This is a genomic window from Tissierellales bacterium (genome assembly GCA_025210965.1).
Classification (GTDB): Bacteria; Bacillota; Clostridia; order Tissierellales; family JAOAQY01; genus JAOAQY01.
Genome location: JAOAQY010000016.1, coordinates 1 through 20,692 on the forward strand (window position 1 = coordinate 1; position 20,692 = coordinate 20,692).

The following is a 20,692-nucleotide window of genomic DNA, read 5'->3' on the forward strand; positions in this document are numbered from 1 at the left end:
TCAGCTCCATAAACAGCAGAACCTGCAACAAAAATATCTGCTCCACATTCAGCAATTTCAGCTATATTATTTAGCTTGACTCCACCATCTACTTGTATTTCTATAGGTAGATCGCGCTCATCAATTATTTTTCTAAGTCGTTTAATTTTTTCTTTAGTTGAATCAATGAAACTTTGACCTCCAAAACCTGGATTTACAGTCATAATTAATACCATATCAACTTCTTCCAAGACATACTCTAATACATCTAAAGACGTTGCAGGATTTAACACAACCCCAGCTTTAATTCCAAAACTCTTAATTAGCTGAAGCGTCCTGTGTAAATGTGTAGTAGACTCAGCATGAACAGTTATATAGTCTGCACCTGCTTTTACAAAATCTTCAATGTACCTCTCTGGTGATTCAATCATCAAATGAACATCAAATGGTAACTCAGTAACTTTTCTAAGTGACTTTATCACAGGTGGACCAAATGTAATATTGGGAACAAATTGTCCATCCATAACATCAATATGAACTAAATCCGCTCCTGCTAAATCAATTCTCTTTACTTCTTCTCCTAAACAGCTAAAATCTGCTGATAATATAGATGGTGCTATTTTTGCCATAATACTAATACCTCCGATTTTTTCTAATTTCTTCTACGAATTCTGTATAATGTTTGTATCTTGATTCACTAATTTCTCCAGTTTCCACCATTCTTTTTATTTCACATGATGGTTCATTTAAATGCATACACCCTCTAAATTTACAATAGTCACTATTCTCTTCCATTTCTTTAAATAAGCTTTTTATTTCATTTTCTTCTAAATATGAAATATCCATAGAACTAAAGCCCGGTGTATCCAATACATGTCCACCCATATCCAAACTCAAAAGTTCAACATGTCTCGTTGTATGTTTACCTCGCTTGGTTTTACCTGACACTTCTCCTGTTTGTAACTTCAGTTCAGGTTGTATATTATTTAATAGTGTTGATTTTCCAACACCTGATGGCCCTGCAAATACTGATATTTTACCTTTTAGCTGTTCTTTAAACTCATCTACTCCAAACCTAGACTTATTATCTATTTTATAAACAGGATAGCCCACCTGTATATAAGGTTTTAAAAACTCCTCCACCTTATTTTCATCCGCTAAATCTACTTTAGTCAAACACATTATTATGTCTAATCCTTGTGATTCAGCTAAAAGTATAAATCTATCTAAAAGCCATAAATTAGGATCCGGATTCTGAGCAGCAAATACAATCACAACTTGATCAACATTAGCCACTGGTGGTCTAAACAATTCTGTCTTTCTTTTAAATATTTCATGAATGTATCCAGTATTTTCATCAGATAATTCAATTTTCACGTGATCTCCTACTAAAGGTGTTATCTTTTTCTTTCTAAACAAACCTCTAGCTCTACACTCATAAGTGTTCTTATCGTTTTTCACATAATAAAAACCACCAATTCCCTTAACAATAATGCCTTCTTCAACAGCTAATGCCATCTTACGCCTCCTTAAATACTATGTCTTTCTCACCTTTGAGTTCACCATCATAGTAAATTCTAACTCTGATTTGTCCATATCCTAATAGCATAACTTCTACTCCATTTTTGTTGTAAGTATGCTCTTGTTTATATATTAAACTTTCTTTCCCATCTACTACTTGGTTTATAGTAACAACAGTCTTGTCTTTATCACTTGGCAATGAAAGTCGTATAACTCCTTTACCTTTCGTATTCGTCGCTGGCTTTTCTTCTACAGATGATTCATTTGTATAAGAAGTTTCATCGCCATTATTTTGTCCATTCTGACTATCTGAACCCGTTTCTACTTCACTTGGTTTCTCTGCCAATTTAATACCCTTGCTAATAACTAAATTAATCGCGTCACCCTCTACTACTTCACTGCTAGCCTTAGGCGTTTGATTTATAACTACACCTTTTACGTAATTCTTGCTTTCTTCATGCGAAACCGTTCCTAGCGTAAGCCCTAATGTAGCTAAATCCTTCTTAGCAGCTTCAAAAGTCTCCCCTACCAATCTAGGCATCATAAGAGTCTTCACTGTAGGACCTTTGCTTACCACATAATCTACTTTAGTTCCTTCAGCCACTTTTTCAAAAGCATCTGGTTTTTGTCTCATAACTATTTCTTCTGGTAATTCACTATTCTCAACAATTTTTTCGCCTACTTCTAATCCAGCTTCTTTTAGTATTCTCTCAACTTGATTTGACATTTTATTAGTTAAATCCGGTACTTGAACTAATTTATAACCTTTACTAACTTTTACTTCTATAGTAAATCCCTCTTTAACTGAATTTCCTTCAGGTATACTTTGGAATATAACTGTTCCTTCGCCAAATCTATCATTAAATTCTTCCTCTGTTACTTTTAAAACAAGTCCTTGTTCAGTAAGTTTTTCTGCCGCCAATTTTTGATTAAAACCAATAAGATTAGGAACCGAAACCTCTGCGGGCTCAGATAAAAATCCTTTAATTTTTATATAACCAAAAAACATTGCCGACGCAACTATTAATGCAGAAAATATTGCAATAAGAGTAGTTGCCTTTCCTGTTAATTGAACTTTATCTGGTTCTGACTTATCAATTTTTACTTTTTTAGGCTTTTTAGTCTTTTTTATTTCGTCTTTAACAGGTTCTATAACCATAGTAGGGGAATCTTCTAGTCTCAAATCAGAATTGTAAGAAATAGTTTCTTCTTTATTTCTTATAATTTTTCTCATATCGTTTAAAAGTTCTAAAGCACTAGAATACCTCATCGATTGTTCTTTTTGAACACATCTCATGACAATATTTTGAACATTTTCCGGAATAGTAGCCTTTTCTTCTTCATTAAATTCAATATTTTCTTGAACATGTTTTAGTGCAACATTGATAGGACTTGATCCCTCAAATGGAACATGTCCTGTAAGCATCTCATACATGACAACACCTAGAGCATATATATCTGATTTCTCGTCTGTATATCCGCCTCTCGCCTGCTCAGGTGAAAAATAATGTACTGAACCCATAACATCTCCACCATCTACTAATGTAGTTGATGTTGTAGCTCGTGCAATTCCAAAATCCATCACCTTTATCTCTAAATCTCTATTAATCATTATATTGTGTGGTTTTATGTCTCTATGAATAATTTTGTTTTTATGAGCATGATTTAACGCCTCTGCTATTTGAGTTGCAATTCTAAGAGTCTCTTCAGCTCCTAATTTCTTCTTTTTATTAACATAATCTTTCAATGTAATCCCATTAACATATTCCATCACAATATAATAAATGCCATCTTCATTACCAACATCATATATATTAACTATATTGTGATGTGATAAACTAGCAGCTGCCTGTGATTCTCGCTGAAACTTCTTAATAAATTCAGTGTCATTAGTAAACTCTCTTCTCAACACTTTTACAGCTACAAATCTATTTAAAAGCTGGCATTTAGCCTTATACACTAATGCCATTCCGCCTCCACCTATTTTTTCGATAATCTCATATCTTGAATTAAGTATTTTACCTTGCATACTACACCTCTTTTCTAATCAAATTTAATCAAAATCACTGTAATATTGTCTAATCCACCGCTTGCATTAGCTTTTTTTACTAGTTCTTCACTCGCAAAATGCAAATCTTCATGATGTCTTGATATGATTTCTTCGATTTCATCACTATTTAGCATATTAGTTAGTCCATCAGAACAAACTAAAGCCATAAATCCATCATCTAATTCAACCTCACTAAAATCTGCAATTACAGACTCATGTGTTCCCACCGCTTTTGTTATTATATTTTTTTGGGGATGATTATTAGCTTCTTCATCAGATATTTCACCATTTCTAAGCATTTCACCAACTATTGAATGGTCTTTAGTCAATTGTTTTAAACCTTCGCCAGCATATAAATAAAGTCTACTATCTCCAACGTGACCTATATACATGGTAGGCCAATCGATTATAGCTACCGTTGCTGTCGTTCCCATACCTTCACAAGATTCGTCAATTTCAGACCGTTTAAATATCTCATTATTTGCTTTTTCAAAAACTTCATTGAGTATTCTTGGAATAATTGGGTCTTCAGTTTCTAATAATATTTTCTCATATTCCTCTAAAACTTCAACAAATATAGCGCTTGCTATCTCACCAGCATTATGACCACCCATGCCATCTGCTACTGCAATAATAGGAAATTTCTGCTGCTTCGATACATATAGTGCATCTTGATTAATTTCACGTTTTAAACCTACATCGGTGCTAAATCCAATTTTCATACGGTACCCCCTTTTTCAGTGTGCATCCATATAATCTTTTCTAAGTTGTCCACATGCTGCATTTATATCTAACCCCATCTCTCTTCTAATCGTAGAGTTTACACCAATCTTTTCAAGAATACATTTAAAATTTTGAACATTCCCATCTGTAGAAGTCTCTAATTCAGATTCACGGATTTCATTTAAAGGAATAAGATTAACGTGTGCGTTCAAACCTTTTATGAGTTTCCCTATAGCCCTAGCTTCTCTTTCTCCATCATTAACACCCTTTATGAGTGTATATTCAAAAGTTATTCGTCTACCTGTGCTATTAAAATAATACTTACACGCTTTTATAATCTCATCTATGCTATATTTATTAGCAATTGGCATTATTTCTTTCCGCTTGTCATCAAATGGTGAATGCAAAGATATCGAAAGTGTTATTGGAATATTTAGATTAGCAAGTTCGTAAATTTTAGGAACTAAACCACACGTTGATAAAGTTATATGTCTATATCCTAAATTCTTACCAAGTTCATCGTGTACTATGCGGAAGAATTTCACTACCTCTTCAAAATTATCTAGTGGTTCTCCTGTTCCCATCAAAACAATATTTGATATGCTAATATTTAAATCTTTCTCCATCTGATAAATTTGATCTACTATTTCACCCGCAGTTAAGTTTCTAACTAGTCCTGCTTTAGTAGAAGCACAAAAATTACATCCCATTCTACAACCAACTTGTGTTGACAAACACGCTGAATATCCGTGATGATACTTCATCAATACACTTTCTATTACATGGTCATCTTCTAATTTAAATAGATACTTGTGAGTATGCTTATCCTTTGAATCAAAACGCTTTACTTTTGACAAACTCTGCACAGTATATCCATTTAAACTAATTTTTTCAATTATTTTTTTAGACAAAACTGTTATATCATCCATTTGATTTACTCGTTTCCCATGTATCCATTCAAAAAGTTGCTTTGCTCTAAACTTTTTCTCTCCGATTGACTCAATTATATTTTGTAATTCTTCATTCGTATATGTTTTTAAATTCTTCATTCATTTCCTCTTTTTTATTTAATTATATCTCTTAGTTTCACCTATTATATTATAGCATAACACTAATGCTTTTTCATTTTTGCTATAAAAAAACCATCCATTTTTAATGTATCGTAATATATCTCTAAATATCCTTTTTCACTTCCATCTATCTCACAAAATTCATTAAATGAAACCAATTCAAAATTTGGATTTTCTTCAATAAACTTTTTCACAATTTCAATGTTTTCTTTCGGATTTACAGAACAAGTACTATAAATTATAGTTCCACCATTTTTGACCTGCTTACTTGCTTTTTCCAATATTTGCTTTTGTAATGAAATAAGTCCCTGTAACTCTTTTTCTGACTTCCACCATTTAAGCTCTGGTTTTCGTCTTACTATTCCAAGCCCTGAGCATGGAACGTCCGCTAAAACACAATCATACGTGTCTTTATCTTCCATCTCAAATATATCTTTACAAATTGCTTGTAAGTTTTCAATACCTAGCCTGTCACGATTTTCTTCTATAAGCTTTATTTTATGAGAATGTAAATCCTGTGCAACTACCATTCCCTCGTCCTCTATCATCTGTGCTATATGAGTTGCTTTTCCACCAGGAGCACTACATACATCTAATATTAATTCACCTTTTTTTGCATCCATTATCTGCGCAACTAGCATAGATGATTCATCTTGAATAGTAAAAAATCCATTCTTAAATTCATCTGTTTCAAATATTCCAGCCGGATTTTCTATTATCAATCCATCCTTTGCATATTCTGTTTCGAAAACAACAAATCCCTGATTGCTAATATTTTCTTTTAGCTTTTCTCTAGAAATTTTTAGTGTATTTGTTCTTATTGAAAATTCAGGTTTGTCATTAGAATGTTTTACAATCTCAACTGTTTTTTCCAATCCTATCTGTTCACTCAAATATTCTATAAGCCAAAATGGATACGAAAATTCTATAGATAATTTATCTTTCTCCCCTAATTTTTCGAAATCTGCTTCAATCTTTTCTATATCACGAATAGCGCTTCTCATTATTGCATTAACAAACTTATCACTACCTCGTTTTGCATATTTCTTTGTAAGTTTTACTGCTTCATTGCAAATAGCATGTTCTGGTATCTGATTCATTTTAGTAAATTGGTACAAACTCAATAGTAAAATTATTTGAATTTCTTTTTCTATTTTTTTGTATTTAACATCTGACTTCTTTTTAATAATCCATCTCAAATAATAATAATTTTCTAGCGTTCCATAAACTAATTCTCTAATAAAATTTTTTTTATGTATTTCTATATCTGTTTTCTTTAAATACTTATTTAAAGTCAAATTTGAATAAGCACCTTCATTTATTATTTTATACAAAATTTGATACGCTATTTCACGTTCATTCACAATCTTCTCTCCATTTCATAAATATATTCTACAAATCAAAAGCATCCAATGGATGCTTTTGATAATACACTCAAAATTAATTTAAAACAATACCCTGTTCTATAGAATTGCCTGCCAAATACGCTTGTATCGTCATGGCTTTTTTACCCGACATTTGTATCTCACGAACATCAAGGCATCCCTCTTTACACTTAATTCTAATATATTTTTTAGTAACTTCTATGATTTCACCGCAATTAGCATTAGATTCAACTTCTACCGGCTCTGCATCTATTATTTTCATCACTCTATCTTCATAATTAGTGTATGCTCCTGGCCAAGGATACGTACCTCTAATAAGATAATCTATTTCCTTAGCAGATTTATGCCAATCTATTTTTCCTAATGTTTTATCCATCATAGGAGCATAGCATGATTTATCATGGTCTTGCTTTTCAGGCTCAACATCACCATGCTCTAATTTATCGAGTGTTTGTACCAATAAATCAGCACCCATATCCATCAATCTATCATGCAATTGACCTGCATTCTCTCGCTCGCCTATTTTAGTCTCTGAAATCAAAAGCATATCTCCAGTATCAAGACCTTTTTCCATAAGCATAGTTGTGATTCCAGTAGTTTCTTCTCCGTTTATAATTACCCAATTAATTGGAGCTGCACCTCTATATTTAGGTAATACCGATGCATGAACATTTACGCAACCATACTTTGGTAAATTCAACACTCTTTCTCTAAGTATTTGACCATAAGCTACTACAACTATAACATCTGGTTTTATATCTTCTAAGATGCTTAATGTTTCCTCGTTATTTAATTTCTCGGGTTGATGCACTTCTAGACCTAATCGCAATGCGGCCTCTTTTACCGGGGTAAATTGAACTTTTTTACCTCTACCTTTTCTCTTATCTGGCATAGAAACGACCATTGCCACTTCATGTCCTGCTTTTACTATGCTCTCCAAAGTAGGTACAGCAAAATCAGGTGTTCCCATAAAAACTATTTTCATATCTTATTTTTGCTCCTCTTCAACCAATTTATCAATATACAAAACACCATCTAAATGATCAAGTTCATGACATACCGCTCTTGCAAAAAATCCTTCTGCTTCAAAAAACTTCTCTACGCCATCTAAATCTAAATACTTTACTTTAACCCAAGTTGGTCTCTCTACTGCTCCCGACTCACCTGGCACACTTAAACACGCCTCCATAGCAATCTCACTTCCAGACATCTCAACGATATATGGATTTACAAGTTTAACAGGTCCATCTCCAATATCAATAACTGCAATTCTCTTCAATATACCTATTTGAGGTGCAGCTAAACCAACGCCCTCTTCTTCTGCCATAGTCTCAAGCATATCATCAAGAAGAGTTAATAATCTTTCATCAATCTTCTCAACCTCTCTTGTCTTTTTTCTCAAAATTGGATCAGGTACTGTTCTTAATTTTCTTATAGCCATTATATTTTCCTCCTACAATATCACATTTGGATTTATATCAATTGTCACTTGAATTTTCATCCGATTAAACTTTGACTTCTTATCTATAACGCACGTCTTAATAATATTCTTTAATTCTTCAACCTTGCTATTTTCAGCTCTGACTAATATTTGATATCTATACTTCCTATTAATCTTACTAATTGGTGCAGCAGTCGGACCTAACCATTCAAATGAATTAAATTCCTTCAAATCTATTATAACACGATTCATAACATTGATAAGCTTTTTTTCATCTTCACTAGAAAATAATAATAAGACGATGCTAGTAAATGGTGGGTATTCAAAAGCTCTTCTCAATCTAATTTCCTTTTCATAAAAATCTCTATAATCATTTTGTTTAACTGATTCAAGGCTATAATGATCTGGCTGATATGTTTGTATCACTACACTGCCTTCAACTGCTCCTCTTCCAGCTCTACCACCAACCTGTGTCATTAATTGAAAACTACGCTCTGCAGCTTTATAATCCGGCATATTAAGTGATAAATCCGCAGCTAACACACCCACTAATGATACATTTTCTACATCTAAACCCTTGGTTATCATCTGTGTTCCAATCAATATATCTACATTGCCATTCTTGAAATCCTTAAATATCTTTTCATGACTCCCTTTGTTTTTTGTAGTATCCGCATCCATGCGTGAAACCACAGCTCCAGGAAAATAAAACTTTAAGTGCTCCTCCACTTTCTGTGTTCCAATTCCAAATGCTTTTATATACGGACTCCCACATTCTGGACATATTCTAGGAACTATACTAGTTCTTCCGCAGTAATGACAATGCAATCTATTTGTTTCCATATGATGAGTCATAGATATATCACAATCATCACATCTCACAGTATAGCCACATTTACGACAAGAAACAAAACTAGAATAGCCTCTTCTATTCAAAAACAATATTATTTGCCTTCTTTCATCTAGGCATAACTTCATTTTTTTATACAAGATTCTGCTCAAAAAACTTTTATTTCCATCCTCTAGTTCTTGCCTCATATCTATTAAATCTATTTTAGGTAAAGCATCAGTTTTAGCTCTATATTTTAACTCCAAAAGTTTATATCTGCCATCTAGTGCTTTAAAGTAACTCTCTATTGACGGCGTAGCCGACCCCATAACAACACTTGCATTGTTAAGTTTTGCACGCATAATAGCAACCTCTCTAGTATCGTATCTAGGGGCCATAGAAGATTTATAAGAGGAATCATGTTCTTCATCTAACACTATCAATCCTAGATTTTTAACTGGTGCAAAAATTGCAGATCTCGCTCCAATCACTATTTTAGCGTCTCCAGACTCAATCCTACACCATTGATCATATTTTTCTCCAGCAGATAATCTACTATGTAGTACAGCTATGTTTTCTCCAAATCTTTTTGCAAAACGCTCTACTGTTTGTGGTGTCAACGAAATCTCTGGAACTAATACTATAGAACTTTTACCTTTCAAAAGAAGACTCTCTATCACTTCCATGTAAACTTCAGTTTTTCCACTTCCAGTAATTCCATGAAGTAAAAAAACTTTGTTTGAATCAATTAAAGTTTCGATATTATCGTAAGCATTTTGCTGTTCTTTATTTAAATCAACACTCTTTCCTATTTGAACTTCATCAATTTTATATCTATTTATTCGCTCTTCCATCATTTCAACACATTCTTTTTTCACAAGCTCATTTATTACATGCTTAGATACTCCTTGTTCTAAAAGCTTTTCTACTTTAGCAGTTCCTATATTTTTTAATATATTCAGTGCCTCTATCTGCTTACTTGCCCTGCTTGAAACTTTAATTGCCAATTTGGGATTATACTTAAGATATCTCTCAGTCTTTATATTCTTTTTAGAAAGAATGTGATCCTTTATCTGTATCTTTTTTTGACTTTGTAGCTCTTGTAAATTAATATCCAAATCTTCTCCAAAGAATTTTTCTAATGATTTCATGGGACACGGAGCATTTTTTTTGATATAAATTTCTAACGCTGTCTTTGCCTCTTCATCAGGAGACCATATAATATACTCACTGATTTTAGCCGACAAACCTGTTGGAGATATCGTTTTAAACACATCACCATAGCTACTCAAATAATAATCCTTTATCCACAAACCAAGTTTGACTAATTCCTCGTTCAAATATATGCCATCTAATACAAATCTAATGAATTTTAACTTACTCTCATCGAAATTAATAGTATTATTTATCCCTATAACTATTCCTTCAACAAAATTTTGCCTTTTTCCAAGCGGAACAATAACTTTGCAGCCAATATAAATATACTCTCGCTGCTCTTTTTTTATTCCATAGGTAAATGTTTTATTTATATTAGCCTTTGTGTCACTTATAACAACTTCTGCATATAACATAAAATCCACCCTTTATATAAGATAAGGGATTAGACCTCGCTAATCCCTTAATTTCAATTTACTTATATTCTCCTAAAAGTTCTGTGATTTCTTCGCTAAGCTCTTCATCTTTTTTCATCCTATTAGCAAGTTCAATCTCTTCCTCAGTCATTCTTCTATAAGACAACATATCTTGATCTAACTCATCAATAGCTAAATCTATTATCTTCTCTGTTTTTTTCTCCACTATAGTTTCTGATCCATCAATAATTTGACGTGCTCTCTTTGAAATTATCATAGAAAGCGAATATCTATTTCCTACTTTTTCTAGCAATTCATCAATAGGTGGGTTATACATAATATTATTCCTCCTCAATTTTTCTTATTACATCTTGTATTCTAGCTATGCGACATCTTTCTGAAGATAATATAGCTTCAACTTGATCAGTTGCTACATCTACTGTATTATTAACAACTCCATAATCATACCTGAATGCATACTGAATCTCGTCCTTAGCTGCACCATATCTTCTTATCAAAGATTCTTGTGTTTCACTACCTCTTCCAATGATTCTTTCTTTCAATTCCTTTAAAGAAGGCGGCAATATGAAAATAAATACACCATTTGGATACTTTTCCTTTACCTGTAAAGCACCTTGAATGTCAATCTCTAAGAGTATATCCTCTCCTCTATTTATCTTCTCCATTGCATAGTCTTTTGGTGTTCCATAATAATTACCGTAAACTTCTGCATGTTCTAAAAAAGCATCTTCTTCAAGCATTCGCTCAAATTCTCCACGCTCTTTAAAAAAATAATTAATTCCCTCTAATTCACCATTTCTTGGATCCCTAGTTGTTGCTGATACCGATAAATTAATCTCTGGTCTTCGCTTTAAAAGCTCTTTACAAATAGTACCTTTTCCTGCTCCAGACGGTCCAGAAACCACAATCAATAGTCCTTTACTCATAATGCTCTCCTTCCTTACCCTCATGATTTTCTACTATGTCAATTCTGTGGGCAACTGTTTCTGGTTGTACAGCCGATAAAATGACATGCCCACTATCTGAAAATATAACCGCTCGAGTTCTTCTTCCGTATGTAGCATCTATTAACAAACCACGCTCTCGAACTTCCTGTATAGTTCTCTTAATCGGCGCAGACTCAGGACTAACTATTGCTATTATTCGATCAGCTAAAACCACATTTCCAAATCCTATATTAATTAGCTTCATTTTACCCCCACTATTCAATATTTTGAACTTGTTCACGTATCTTTTCAAGTTCGCTTTTTATCTCTATAACACATGTTGTAACTTCTAAATCTTGAACCTTTGAACCAATCGTATTGATCTCACGATTCATCTCTTGTATTAAGAAATCTAATTTTCTGCCAATCGAACCTTCCTCCAAAAGAATACTCTCCAATTGGTCAAAGTGACTTCTCAATCTCACAATCTCTTCTGTTATGTTCGATTTATCAGCAAAATAAGCTACCTCGTTTGCAAACTTTGACTCATCAAAATTAGATTCATCGCTTAATAGTTCTTCTATTCTTTCTTTAAGCTTTTTCTTATGTTCTAAAACAAGTTCAGGAGTTCTACCAATAATTTGTTCTAAATAATCTTCTAAAATTCTCTTTCGAGCTATCAAATCTTGACATAGAGCCTCTCCCTCTTGTTCACGCATTGCTACAAGCTCTTTAGTCGCATTAGAAATTCCTTTCAAAAATAATTTTTCTAAAATCTCTGCATTTGCTTCTTCTTTTTCAACTGAAATCAAATCTGGATAATTTATTATCATATCTAAATTTGGTTTTTCTTCCAATTCAAGTTCTTGCGCTATCTTCTCTATTGCAGCATAGTATTTTTTTGCAATTTCCAAATTTGGTTTAAATTCTAAACCCACTGCCTCATCTTGTTCATAATTGACAAAAACCTCTACTCTACCACGCTTAATATCTTCTTTGATTAATTTCTTAGCAACCTCTTCTAAACTTTTTAAAGCCTTTGGGAGTTTTATGATTATATCGTTGTAGCGATTATTTACAGATTTCATCTCGATAACCAAATTATATGGTGCTTCTGCTAATTCTGCTCTTCCAAATCCAGTCATACTTTTAGCCATTTTCTCACCTCACCATCTTTCCTATCTATTCTATCACACTTCTTTTTAATAATTCCAGCGTTTGTTACGAAAAATTAATATTTGATTTTGTATAATTTGTTTCCACCCTACTTCTTTTATAACTAATATGATATACTGATTGACGATAATGACTTTAATGTAATCATTCAGGAGGTAAAAAATGGCTTTAGATGGTATCGTTCTCAGAGCTTTAACCTGTGAACTAAAAGAAAAAATAATAAATAGTAAAATAGATAAAATATATCAACCAGAAAAAGATGAATTAGTATTTAACTTGCGAGGTTTTGGAGAAAATTTCAAACTATTACTTTCAGCAAGTAGCAACAATCCTCGCATTCACTTTTTCCATGATCAAAAAACTAATCCTCAGGTTCCACCTATGTTCTGCATGTTGCTTAGAAAGCATATAGCTGGTGGAAGGATTGTAGATATTAGACAAGAACATTTCGAGCGTATAATTTACATCGATATTCAAACAACCAATGAACTTGGTGATCAAGTCATTAGAAGGTTGATAGTAGAAATAATGGGTAAACACTCAAATTTAATTTTAGTAAATAATGAATCTGGAAAAATAATGGACTCTATAAAGAGAATTACTCCAGATATGAGCCGTTTGAGACAAATTCTTCCAGGCATGACTTATGAATTGCCACCAGCTCAAGATAAAATAAGCTTACTTGAATTATCACAAGAAAATTTCAATGACATTTTGAAAAATTCTAATGCGTCATCTCTAGTATACAAATTCTTATATCAAAATATACTAGGACTCAGTCCTGTTCTTGCAAAAGAACTATGTAAAACTGCATATATATCAGAAAATTTAATGATTGGTGAGTTAGATTCCAAGCTCAAAAATTCACTATTCATTTCTCTTATACGACTTCAAAACATTATAAATAGCAATTATTTTAAACCTACTATCGCATATGATGATAGTACGGAAAAAGTTCTTGAATTCTCATGTATAGAATTGTCTCAATTCAGAGATTCAAAAAATATAAGTTACGATTCGATGTCTGATGTAATAGAGATATTTTACAAAAAACGAGATTTATTTGAAAGATTGAAGCAAAAATCTGTTAATTTGAGAAAAACAATTCAAACACAATTAGACAGAAATCTACACAAAAAATCAAACTTATTGGCAGATATGGATTCTGCTAAAAAACGTGATAAATATCGTGTATATGGCGAATTGATAACTGCGAATCTACATCTAGCCCAAAATGGAGATGAGAGTCTTGAATGTTTAAATTTCTATACAAATGAAATGATAACAATCCCACTTGATCCAAGATTTTCACCTGCAAAAAATGCTCAAAAATACTTTAAGAAATATAGTAAATTAAAAACAGCCAATATTCTATTAGAAGAACAATTAGTTCAAACACAATCAACTATAGATTACTTAGAAAATGTACTAATTTCTATTGATCAATGCGAAAGTAAAGATGAACTTCAGGATATATTTGAAGAACTTTCTGCTGAAAAAATAATAAAATCAAAATCTAATAAAAAGAAAACCTATAAATCAAAATCTAAACCCTACCACTACGTCTCTAGTGATGGTATTGATATTTTTGTAGGAAAAAATAATTATCAAAATGATAATTTAACTTTAAGATTTGCAGAAAAAGATGATTTGTGGCTTCACGCTAAAAACATTCCAGGTTCTCATGTTATTATAAAATCTAATTTAGATGACTTGCCAGATCGTACGCTAGAAGAGGCTGCTATGTTAGCTGCTTTTTATAGTAAAGCTAGAAATTCAAGTACTGTGCCTATAGACTATGCGCTCAAGAAAAATGTAAAAAAGCCAAATAGTGCAAAACCTGGTATGGTTATTTACGAAAATAATTATACAATTTATATTACACCTGATGAACTTACAATTAATAACTTAAAGAAATTAGAAGACTAATAAAAAAACACATGAGAATTAAAATTTCATTTAATTCTCATGTGTTTTTCATATTAAACTTTGGCTTTTGAAAACTATATAGCTACCTATGCTTTGATAATCTTTCTCCAATTAAAACATACTATCTATATTCTTCTCTGCTAATTTAAATTTAACAAAAATCCAAGGCGCAATAAATGTTATCCACATACCCATGACAAAATATCTAATTCCATCTACTACTAATGTCTCCGGTAAAATAGTTTTAATCAGCGATCTTATAATTATTACGCCAGCTATACCTAATACTACCTTAACTACTTGCTTTACAATAGTAGCATCTTCTTTAAATCCTATATACTTAGATTCTATAAAGTATCCAAAAAGAAGACCTGATAAAAGTGTTCCTACTTTTACTGCACCTTCTTCAAATCCAGATAAACCAACAAGCACTATCGGTACGACAAATGCATATAGTATGGTAAGCCATAAACTGTAAATAGGTTGTTTTAATTTTCTAAATATCATTTCTAATATCCAAACTATAACAACTCCAAGTACAAGTCCTACTAGTACGTCAATTGGCCAATGCAATCTCAAATACAATCTAGAAAATCCAACTATTAGTGTTGCTACTATCGCCAAAATTGAATACCATTTTTTTCTTATCATCATTGATGTATAAAACCAAAAACTACTAGCAACCTGAGTATGACCACTAGGTAACGAATATCCCGGTGCAGATTCTATATACAAGGGTTTTATTCTATCATCCATTATAAATGGTCTATCAGCTTTGAAAAATTCCTTAACATCCGTGTTTATTATCAGGTTCAATGTAACTGCTATTGCGAGTCTAATACCATGGCTCTTTGAGCAACACCAAAAAATAATTGTAATAATAATAGTGTAAAACAGCTCATGACCTAAGTTTGTAATATTAGAAAAAAAAGAATTTAAAAAAGGTGTGCTAATCTCTTGAAGTTTCAATAAAAAATCTAGTTGCATAACAATCTCCTCATTATAATAATTATTTTCAAAATCATCCCTTAAAGAATATCATATTTTACAGTTCTTGGTCAATGACTCTCTGATAAAATATATTATTGTAAATAAAAAAAGCTAGTCAAATCTGACTAGCTTTTTTTATTATATATACTATCCTAATTGCTCTAAGATAGCTTTGGCAGCTTTTTTACCAGCTCCCATAGCTTTGATTACTGTAGCTGCACCAGTTACAGCATCTCCACCTGCGTAAACACCATCAAGAGTTGTTGCCATTGTTTCTTCATTAACAATGATTCCACCCCATGAATGAGTGTCTAAATTAGCTGTTGTACTTTTGATTAGTGGATTTGGAGTTTGACCAATAGCAATAACTACTGTATCAACATCTAAAACAAACTCACTGCCATCAACTGCTACTGGACGTCTTCTTCCTGATTCATCAGCTTCACCAAGTTCCATCTGAATACACTCCATACCAGTTACAAAACGTTCTTCACCAACGATTTTAGTAGGATTGTTCAATAATTTAAACTCAATGCCTTCTTCTTTAGCGTGATGTACTTCTTCTGCTCTTGCAGGTAACTCAGACTCACCTCTACGATATACAATGTAAACATGCTCTGCACCTAATCGCTTAGCTGTTCTAGCAGCATCCATAGCAACGTTTCCACCGCCAATTACTGCTACATTAGCTCCACGTCTGATAGGAGTAACTGCACCTTCTTTATAAGCTTTCATAAGGTTAACTCTTGTAAGATACTCATTCGCAGAGTATACACCATTTAAGTTTTCCCCATCAATATTCATAAATCTTGGCAATCCAGCTCCACTACCGATAAATATAGCATCATATCCATCTGCTTTAAGTTGATCTATAGTAATCGATCTACCAACTAATACGTTAGTTTGTAAATCTACACCCATTTTTTCCAGTTTTTTCACTTCGTCTAACACCAATTTCTTTGGAAGTCTAAACTCTGGAATTCCGTATGATAAAACTCCACCTGGAGCATGAAGTGCTTCAAATACTGTTACATCAACACCATTTTTAGCTAATTCAGCTGCACAGCTAAGACCAGCTGGACCTGAACCAATTACTGCAGCTTTACCTTTTTTGTCTGTTGTTATATCAAATTTATCTTCACAATTTGCTGCATGATAATCTGCAACAAAACGCTCAAGTCTACCAACAGCTACTGGCTCGCCTTTGATTCCACGAACACATTTACCTTCGCATTGGTTTTCCTGTGGACAAACACGACCACAAATAGCTGGCAAAGCATTTTCTCTAGTAATTACTTGATAAGCTTCTTCAAATTCTCCACGACTAACAGCTTCGATGAATTCCGGAATTGGAACATTTACAGGACAACCGCTTACACATGGCTTATGCTTACAATTCAAACATCTTTTTGCTTCTTCAATTGCTTCTTCTGCTGTGTATCCTAATACTACTTCTTCAAAATTTTTATTTCTTACATTTGGATCCAATTCAGCGATTGGAGTTTTGTTAGGTGCCATATTAGCCATATTAAGCTTCCTCCTTCTCAGCTGCAGCTTTCATTCTGCATGTATGTGTTGCTTCCTGATCTTTGTAAATTCCTTGTCTAGACATTGCTTCGTCAAAATCAACATCAAATCCATTAAAGTCTGGACCATCTACACAAGCAAATTTAGTTTTTCCACCAACTGTCACACGACATCCACCGCACATTCCTGTACCATCAATCATGATTGGGTTAAGTGAAACATTTGTCTTTATGTTAGCTTCTTTAGTTATTGATACTACTGCTTTCATCATAATCAATGGACCAATAGCTATAACTAAATCGTAATCTTCTTCTTGAATATAATCTTTTAATACATCTGTTACAAATCCTTCTGTTCCTAATGAACCGTCATTTGTAGCATATCCTAATTTATGAGCAATTTTTTCAAAACGCTCTTTCATTATGATATGTGCTCCTGAACGTCCACCCAAAATTACATCAACTTGAGTTCCATTTTCACTAAGAGTCTTAGCTTGTGGGTACAATGGAGCAATACCAACTCCACCACCAATTACTAGTACTTTTTTGTATCCTTCAATTGGAGCTGGCTCCCCTAAAGGACCTAAAATATCAACTAAAGAATCTCCTTCTTCAAAAGCTGCTAATTTCTTAGTTGAATATCCTACTGTTTGATAAATAATCGTAACCGTTTCTTCCTCACGGTCAAAATCAGCAATAGTCAAAGGAACTCTTTCGCCTTCTTCTTCTACTCTGATAATTACAAATTGTCCTGGTTGACAATTTCTTGAAATCATAGGTGCTTTAACAATCATTAACTCAACATCTGGGTTAAGTGTTTCTTTTTTTACAATCTTATACATGACTTCACCTCTTAAAATTACTAGTTTCTTGAGTATACTTCCCATCGTATACAATCAACACTTCTAGTATACCAAAACACCCCATCAAAAACTAGCCTAAATTTTATTTATTTTTAAACTGCACAAATTCCTCCCAAAACTATGATTTTGAAAGGAATTTGTGCTTTATAATTATTAACTTTTCTTTAAATTATATTAAATTTTACTCAAAGTGCTCTGAGATATACTTCTCTGCGTGAGTAATAGCAATAGCTCCATCTGCAGTTGCAGTAACAACTTGACGAAGTGCTTTTGCACGACAGTCTCCAGCCGCAAATACACCTGGTACATTTGTCTTTGTAGTTTCATCAGCATCAATGTAGTTTCCATCAGTAAGGTTTAAGAAACCATCAAATGTAGATGTAGCAGGAATGTATCCAACGAATACAAATAATCCCATAGTTCCATCTTCCTCTGGAGCTACAACTTCATGAGTTTCACCTGTTTGAGTGTTCTCAAATACGATTGACTCCAAGATTCCGTCTCCTTTGATTTCTTTAACTACTGAATTGTACATAATTTCCAATTTTTCGTTCTTGAATGCTTTTTCTTGAATAGACTTAGCAGCTCTAAGCTCATCACGTCTGTGTACTAAAGTTACTTTTCTAGCAAATTTAGTTAAGAACATAGCTTCTTCAACAGCAGTGTCTCCACCACCAATTGCGAAAACTTCAAAATCTTCGAAGAAACTAGCATCACAAGTTGCACAATAAGATACACCTTTACCAGTTAATTCATCTTCACCAGGAGCTCCTAATTTTCTTGGAGATGCACCTGTTGCAACGATAACTGTTTTAGCTTTGTAGTCACCATCATTAGTTTTTACAAGCTTGTACTTACCGTCTTCTTCTACTGATGTTACAGTAGCTTTAATTCTTTCTGCACCAAACTCATCACATTGCTCGATCATTCTAGCGATTAATGATGGACCTGTTGCATCTTGAATAGAACCTGGGTAGTTTGCTACTTCATCAGTAATAACAATCTGTCCACCAGCTTTGTTCTTTTCAATAATTAGAGTTTTCATTTTAGCACGTGCTCCGTAAAGACCTGCTGCTAAACCAGCTGGACCTGCACCGATAATAACTACATCATACAAATTTTCCATTTTACAACCTCTTTTCTACAAATTAAATATTTTCGGTCTTTAATCCCTTAATCAATGCCACACAAGCTGCAAGCATGATTACGATAAATGGGAATGCCGCAACTACTGAGATTGTTTGAAGCGCTCCTAAACCACCTGATAACAACAATGCTGTTGCCAAACCTGATTGTACAAGACCCCAAAGAATCTTTTTCCCATTTGAAGGATTTAAATCCCCTTCTGAACTTAACATACCTAATACGAATGTTGCCGAGTTCGCCGAAGTAACAAAGAAAGTACATAATAGAACGATTGTAACAATTGACAACACAGTACCTAATGGATAATGACCTAATGTCTCAAATAATCCAACTTCTGGAACTGCTTTAATTGCAGTCAAACCTTCCATACCAATTTCGTCTTTCAAATTCAGTCCCAACGTTCCGAATACTGAGAACCAAACAACTGAAGCTAACGCTGGAGCTGCGATAACGCCACCAACAAATTCACGGATTGTTCTTCCCTTAGAAATTCTAGCAATAAACGATCCTACGAATGGTGCCCATGCAATCCACCATGCCCAGTAAAATACAGTCCATCCATTTACCCAGCTATTGTCTCCAAATGCTTCCACATGTAAACTATCATGTATAAAGTCATTTAAGTACAAACCAAAACCATTTGTGAAATTCTGAACAATTTGAAGTTTAGGTCCAACGATAAATGTTAATACCAAAAGTCCACCAGCTAATACCAAGTTGATATCACCTAATGCTTTGATTCCCTTATCTATACCACTTACAGCAGTCCAAATGAATATTACAGTTATTACAGCAATGATAGCTATTTGAGTAACTTTAGTATTTGGTGCTCCAAATACTTGTTCAAAACCACTGTTGATTTGAAGTGTTCCCATACCTAATGATGTAGCAACACCAGCTACTGTAGCAAATACAGCAAAAATATCAATCAATTTTCCAATAGGTCCATTTACACCCTTCTCGCCGATCAACGGTGTAAATATACTACTGATTAAAGCAGGCTTACCCTTTCTAAATTGGAAATAAGCTAATGCCAAACCAATGATAGAGTAGTTAGCCCATGGGTGAAATCCCCAGTGCTTAAACGATGCTTTCATAGCAAAGTTCGCTGCTTCAACTGACCCTGGTTCAAATCCTGTATTTGTAGCAACAAAATGCGAAATAGGCTCCGCAACGCCCCAGAATACAAGACCGATACCCATACCAGCTCCAAATAACATACCAAACCATGAAGAATTACTAAATTCTGGTTTAGAGTCATCTGGGCCTAATTTAATCTTACCATACTTACTAAACGCTAACCCCAATGCAAATACTACAAATATGAACATAGATAACAAATATGCCCAACTGAAATTAGTCGAAATAGCTGTTAATGCATTTTGAGCAAATTCACCAAATTGATCTGGAAAAATTGCAGCTATAGCTGTAATTACTAGTGTCAATACTAGTGATAAATAGAATACCATATTATTACTTTGTTTCGCTTGATTGTTCAAATGGTTCACTCCCTTATATAATTTTTTACCTTGCGCCACCCTTGACA

19 protein-coding genes are annotated in these 20,692 nt (G+C 33.3%); 1 reads left to right on the forward strand and 18 read right to left on the reverse strand.

The window, feature by feature from the left end; all coding sequences use genetic code 11:
- From rpe to N4A40_00880, 13 genes are all read right to left on the reverse strand, one after another.
- Window positions 1-608: ribulose-phosphate 3-epimerase (rpe, locus tag N4A40_00820; GenBank protein ID MCT4660371.1), on the reverse strand; the 608-nt coding region annotated here is incomplete at its 3' end.
- A 4-nt stretch (window positions 609-612) separates the two neighbouring features.
- Window positions 613-1,497, reverse strand: coding sequence for a ribosome small subunit-dependent GTPase A (gene rsgA, locus N4A40_00825; protein MCT4660372.1), 885 nt, complete (start codon window positions 1,495-1,497; stop codon window positions 613-615).
- A gap of 1 nt (window position 1,498) precedes the next feature.
- Window positions 1,499-3,529, reverse strand: a complete 2,031-nt coding sequence (gene pknB / locus N4A40_00830; GenBank protein MCT4660373.1) for a Stk1 family PASTA domain-containing Ser/Thr kinase — start codon at window positions 3,527-3,529, stop codon at window positions 1,499-1,501.
- A 14-nt stretch (window positions 3,530-3,543) separates the two neighbouring features.
- The gene (locus N4A40_00835; protein MCT4660374.1) at window positions 3,544-4,272 is read right to left on the reverse strand and encodes a Stp1/IreP family PP2C-type Ser/Thr phosphatase; all 729 of its coding nucleotides are present in this window, start codon (window positions 4,270-4,272) and stop codon (window positions 3,544-3,546) included.
- Between the two features lie 15 nt (window positions 4,273-4,287).
- Entirely contained in the window at window positions 4,288-5,322 is a 1,035-nt protein-coding gene (gene rlmN / locus N4A40_00840; GenBank protein MCT4660375.1) for a 23S rRNA (adenine(2503)-C(2))-methyltransferase RlmN, read from the reverse strand.
- Between the two features lie 62 nt (window positions 5,323-5,384).
- Window positions 5,385-6,707: a 16S rRNA (cytosine(967)-C(5))-methyltransferase RsmB gene (gene rsmB, locus N4A40_00845; GenBank protein MCT4660376.1), complete on the reverse strand. Its 1,323-nt coding sequence runs from the start codon at window positions 6,705-6,707 to the stop codon at window positions 5,385-5,387.
- Window positions 6,708-6,783: 76 nt separating this feature from the next.
- On the reverse strand, window positions 6,784-7,713 hold the full coding sequence (gene fmt, locus N4A40_00850) for a methionyl-tRNA formyltransferase (GenBank protein MCT4660377.1): 930 nt from the start codon (window positions 7,711-7,713) through the stop codon (window positions 6,784-6,786).
- 3 nt (window positions 7,714-7,716) lie between these two features.
- The gene (gene def / locus N4A40_00855; GenBank protein ID MCT4660378.1) at window positions 7,717-8,169 is read right to left on the reverse strand and encodes a peptide deformylase; all 453 of its coding nucleotides are present in this window, start codon (window positions 8,167-8,169) and stop codon (window positions 7,717-7,719) included.
- Between the two features lie 12 nt (window positions 8,170-8,181).
- The gene (priA, locus tag N4A40_00860; protein MCT4660379.1) at window positions 8,182-10,569 is read right to left on the reverse strand and encodes a primosomal protein N'; all 2,388 of its coding nucleotides are present in this window, start codon (window positions 10,567-10,569) and stop codon (window positions 8,182-8,184) included.
- A 58-nt stretch (window positions 10,570-10,627) separates the two neighbouring features.
- Window positions 10,628-10,906, reverse strand: coding sequence for a DNA-directed RNA polymerase subunit omega (gene rpoZ, locus N4A40_00865; protein ID MCT4660380.1), 279 nt, complete (start codon window positions 10,904-10,906; stop codon window positions 10,628-10,630).
- Between the two features lie 4 nt (window positions 10,907-10,910).
- Complete coding sequence (gmk, locus tag N4A40_00870; GenBank protein ID MCT4660381.1) at window positions 10,911-11,516, reverse strand: guanylate kinase; 606 nt, start codon at window positions 11,514-11,516, stop codon at window positions 10,911-10,913.
- Window positions 11,509-11,781, reverse strand: a complete 273-nt coding sequence (locus N4A40_00875) for a DUF370 domain-containing protein (protein MCT4660382.1) — start codon at window positions 11,779-11,781, stop codon at window positions 11,509-11,511. The genes gmk and N4A40_00875 overlap by 8 nt, the downstream gene beginning before the upstream one ends.
- 10 nt (window positions 11,782-11,791) lie before the next feature.
- On the reverse strand, window positions 11,792-12,673 hold the full coding sequence (locus N4A40_00880) for a YicC family protein (protein ID MCT4660383.1): 882 nt from the start codon (window positions 12,671-12,673) through the stop codon (window positions 11,792-11,794).
- Window positions 12,674-12,854: 181 nt separating this feature from the next.
- On the opposite strand from N4A40_00880, the gene N4A40_00885 reads away from it, so the two are divergent.
- On the forward strand, window positions 12,855-14,621 hold the full coding sequence (locus N4A40_00885) for an NFACT family protein (protein ID MCT4660384.1): 1,767 nt from the start codon (window positions 12,855-12,857) through the stop codon (window positions 14,619-14,621).
- 111 nt (window positions 14,622-14,732) lie between these two features.
- Here N4A40_00885 and N4A40_00890 read toward each other — a convergent pair whose 3' ends face one another.
- From N4A40_00890 to N4A40_00910, 5 genes are all read right to left on the reverse strand, one after another.
- Window positions 14,733-15,608, reverse strand: a complete 876-nt coding sequence (locus N4A40_00890; GenBank protein MCT4660385.1) for a phosphatase PAP2 family protein — start codon at window positions 15,606-15,608, stop codon at window positions 14,733-14,735.
- Between the two features lie 150 nt (window positions 15,609-15,758).
- Entirely contained in the window at window positions 15,759-17,138 is a 1,380-nt protein-coding gene (gene gltA / locus N4A40_00895) for an NADPH-dependent glutamate synthase (GenBank protein MCT4660386.1), read from the reverse strand.
- Window position 17,139: 1 nt separating this feature from the next.
- Window positions 17,140-17,979, reverse strand: a complete 840-nt coding sequence (locus N4A40_00900; GenBank protein MCT4660387.1) for a sulfide/dihydroorotate dehydrogenase-like FAD/NAD-binding protein — start codon at window positions 17,977-17,979, stop codon at window positions 17,140-17,142.
- A 202-nt stretch (window positions 17,980-18,181) separates the two neighbouring features.
- Window positions 18,182-19,117 carry a thioredoxin-disulfide reductase gene (gene trxB, locus N4A40_00905; protein ID MCT4660388.1) on the reverse strand — a complete coding sequence of 312 codons (936 nt, stop codon included), beginning with the start codon at window positions 19,115-19,117 and terminating at the stop codon, window positions 18,182-18,184.
- A gap of 31 nt (window positions 19,118-19,148) precedes the next feature.
- Window positions 19,149-20,692: BCCT family transporter (locus N4A40_00910; GenBank protein ID MCT4660389.1), on the reverse strand; the 1,544-nt coding region annotated here is incomplete at its 5' end.

Coding starts and splice junctions, on each gene's coding strand:
- N4A40_00885 (MCT4660384.1), top strand. CDS start 12,855: ATGGCTTTAGATGGTATCGTTCTCAGAGCTTTAACCTGTGAACTAAAA.
- rsgA (MCT4660372.1), bottom strand. CDS start 1,497: ATGGCATTAGCTGTTGAAGAAGGCATTATTGTTAAGGGAATTGGTGGT.
- gltA (MCT4660386.1), bottom strand. CDS start 17,138: ATGGCTAATATGGCACCTAACAAAACTCCAATCGCTGAATTGGATCCA.
- priA (MCT4660379.1), bottom strand. CDS start 10,569: ATGTTATATGCAGAAGTTGTTATAAGTGACACAAAGGCTAATATAAAT.
- rpoZ (MCT4660380.1), bottom strand. CDS start 10,906: ATGTATAACCCACCTATTGATGAATTGCTAGAAAAAGTAGGAAATAGA.
- fmt (MCT4660377.1), bottom strand. CDS start 7,713: ATGAAAATAGTTTTTATGGGAACACCTGATTTTGCTGTACCTACTTTG.
- rlmN (MCT4660375.1), bottom strand. CDS start 5,322: ATGAAGAATTTAAAAACATATACGAATGAAGAATTACAAAATATAATT.
- def (MCT4660378.1), bottom strand. CDS start 8,169: ATGGCTATAAGAAAATTAAGAACAGTACCTGATCCAATTTTGAGAAAA.
- gmk (MCT4660381.1), bottom strand. CDS start 11,516: ATGAGTAAAGGACTATTGATTGTGGTTTCTGGACCGTCTGGAGCAGGA.
- pknB (MCT4660373.1), bottom strand. CDS start 3,529: ATGCAAGGTAAAATACTTAATTCAAGATATGAGATTATCGAAAAAATA.
- N4A40_00835 (MCT4660374.1), bottom strand. CDS start 4,272: ATGAAAATTGGATTTAGCACCGATGTAGGTTTAAAACGTGAAATTAAT.
- N4A40_00890 (MCT4660385.1), bottom strand. CDS start 15,608: ATGCAACTAGATTTTTTATTGAAACTTCAAGAGATTAGCACACCTTTT.
- N4A40_00880 (MCT4660383.1), bottom strand. CDS start 12,673: ATGGCTAAAAGTATGACTGGATTTGGAAGAGCAGAATTAGCAGAAGCA.
- N4A40_00875 (MCT4660382.1), bottom strand. CDS start 11,781: ATGAAGCTAATTAATATAGGATTTGGAAATGTGGTTTTAGCTGATCGA.
- N4A40_00900 (MCT4660387.1), bottom strand. CDS start 17,979: ATGTATAAGATTGTAAAAAAAGAAACACTTAACCCAGATGTTGAGTTA.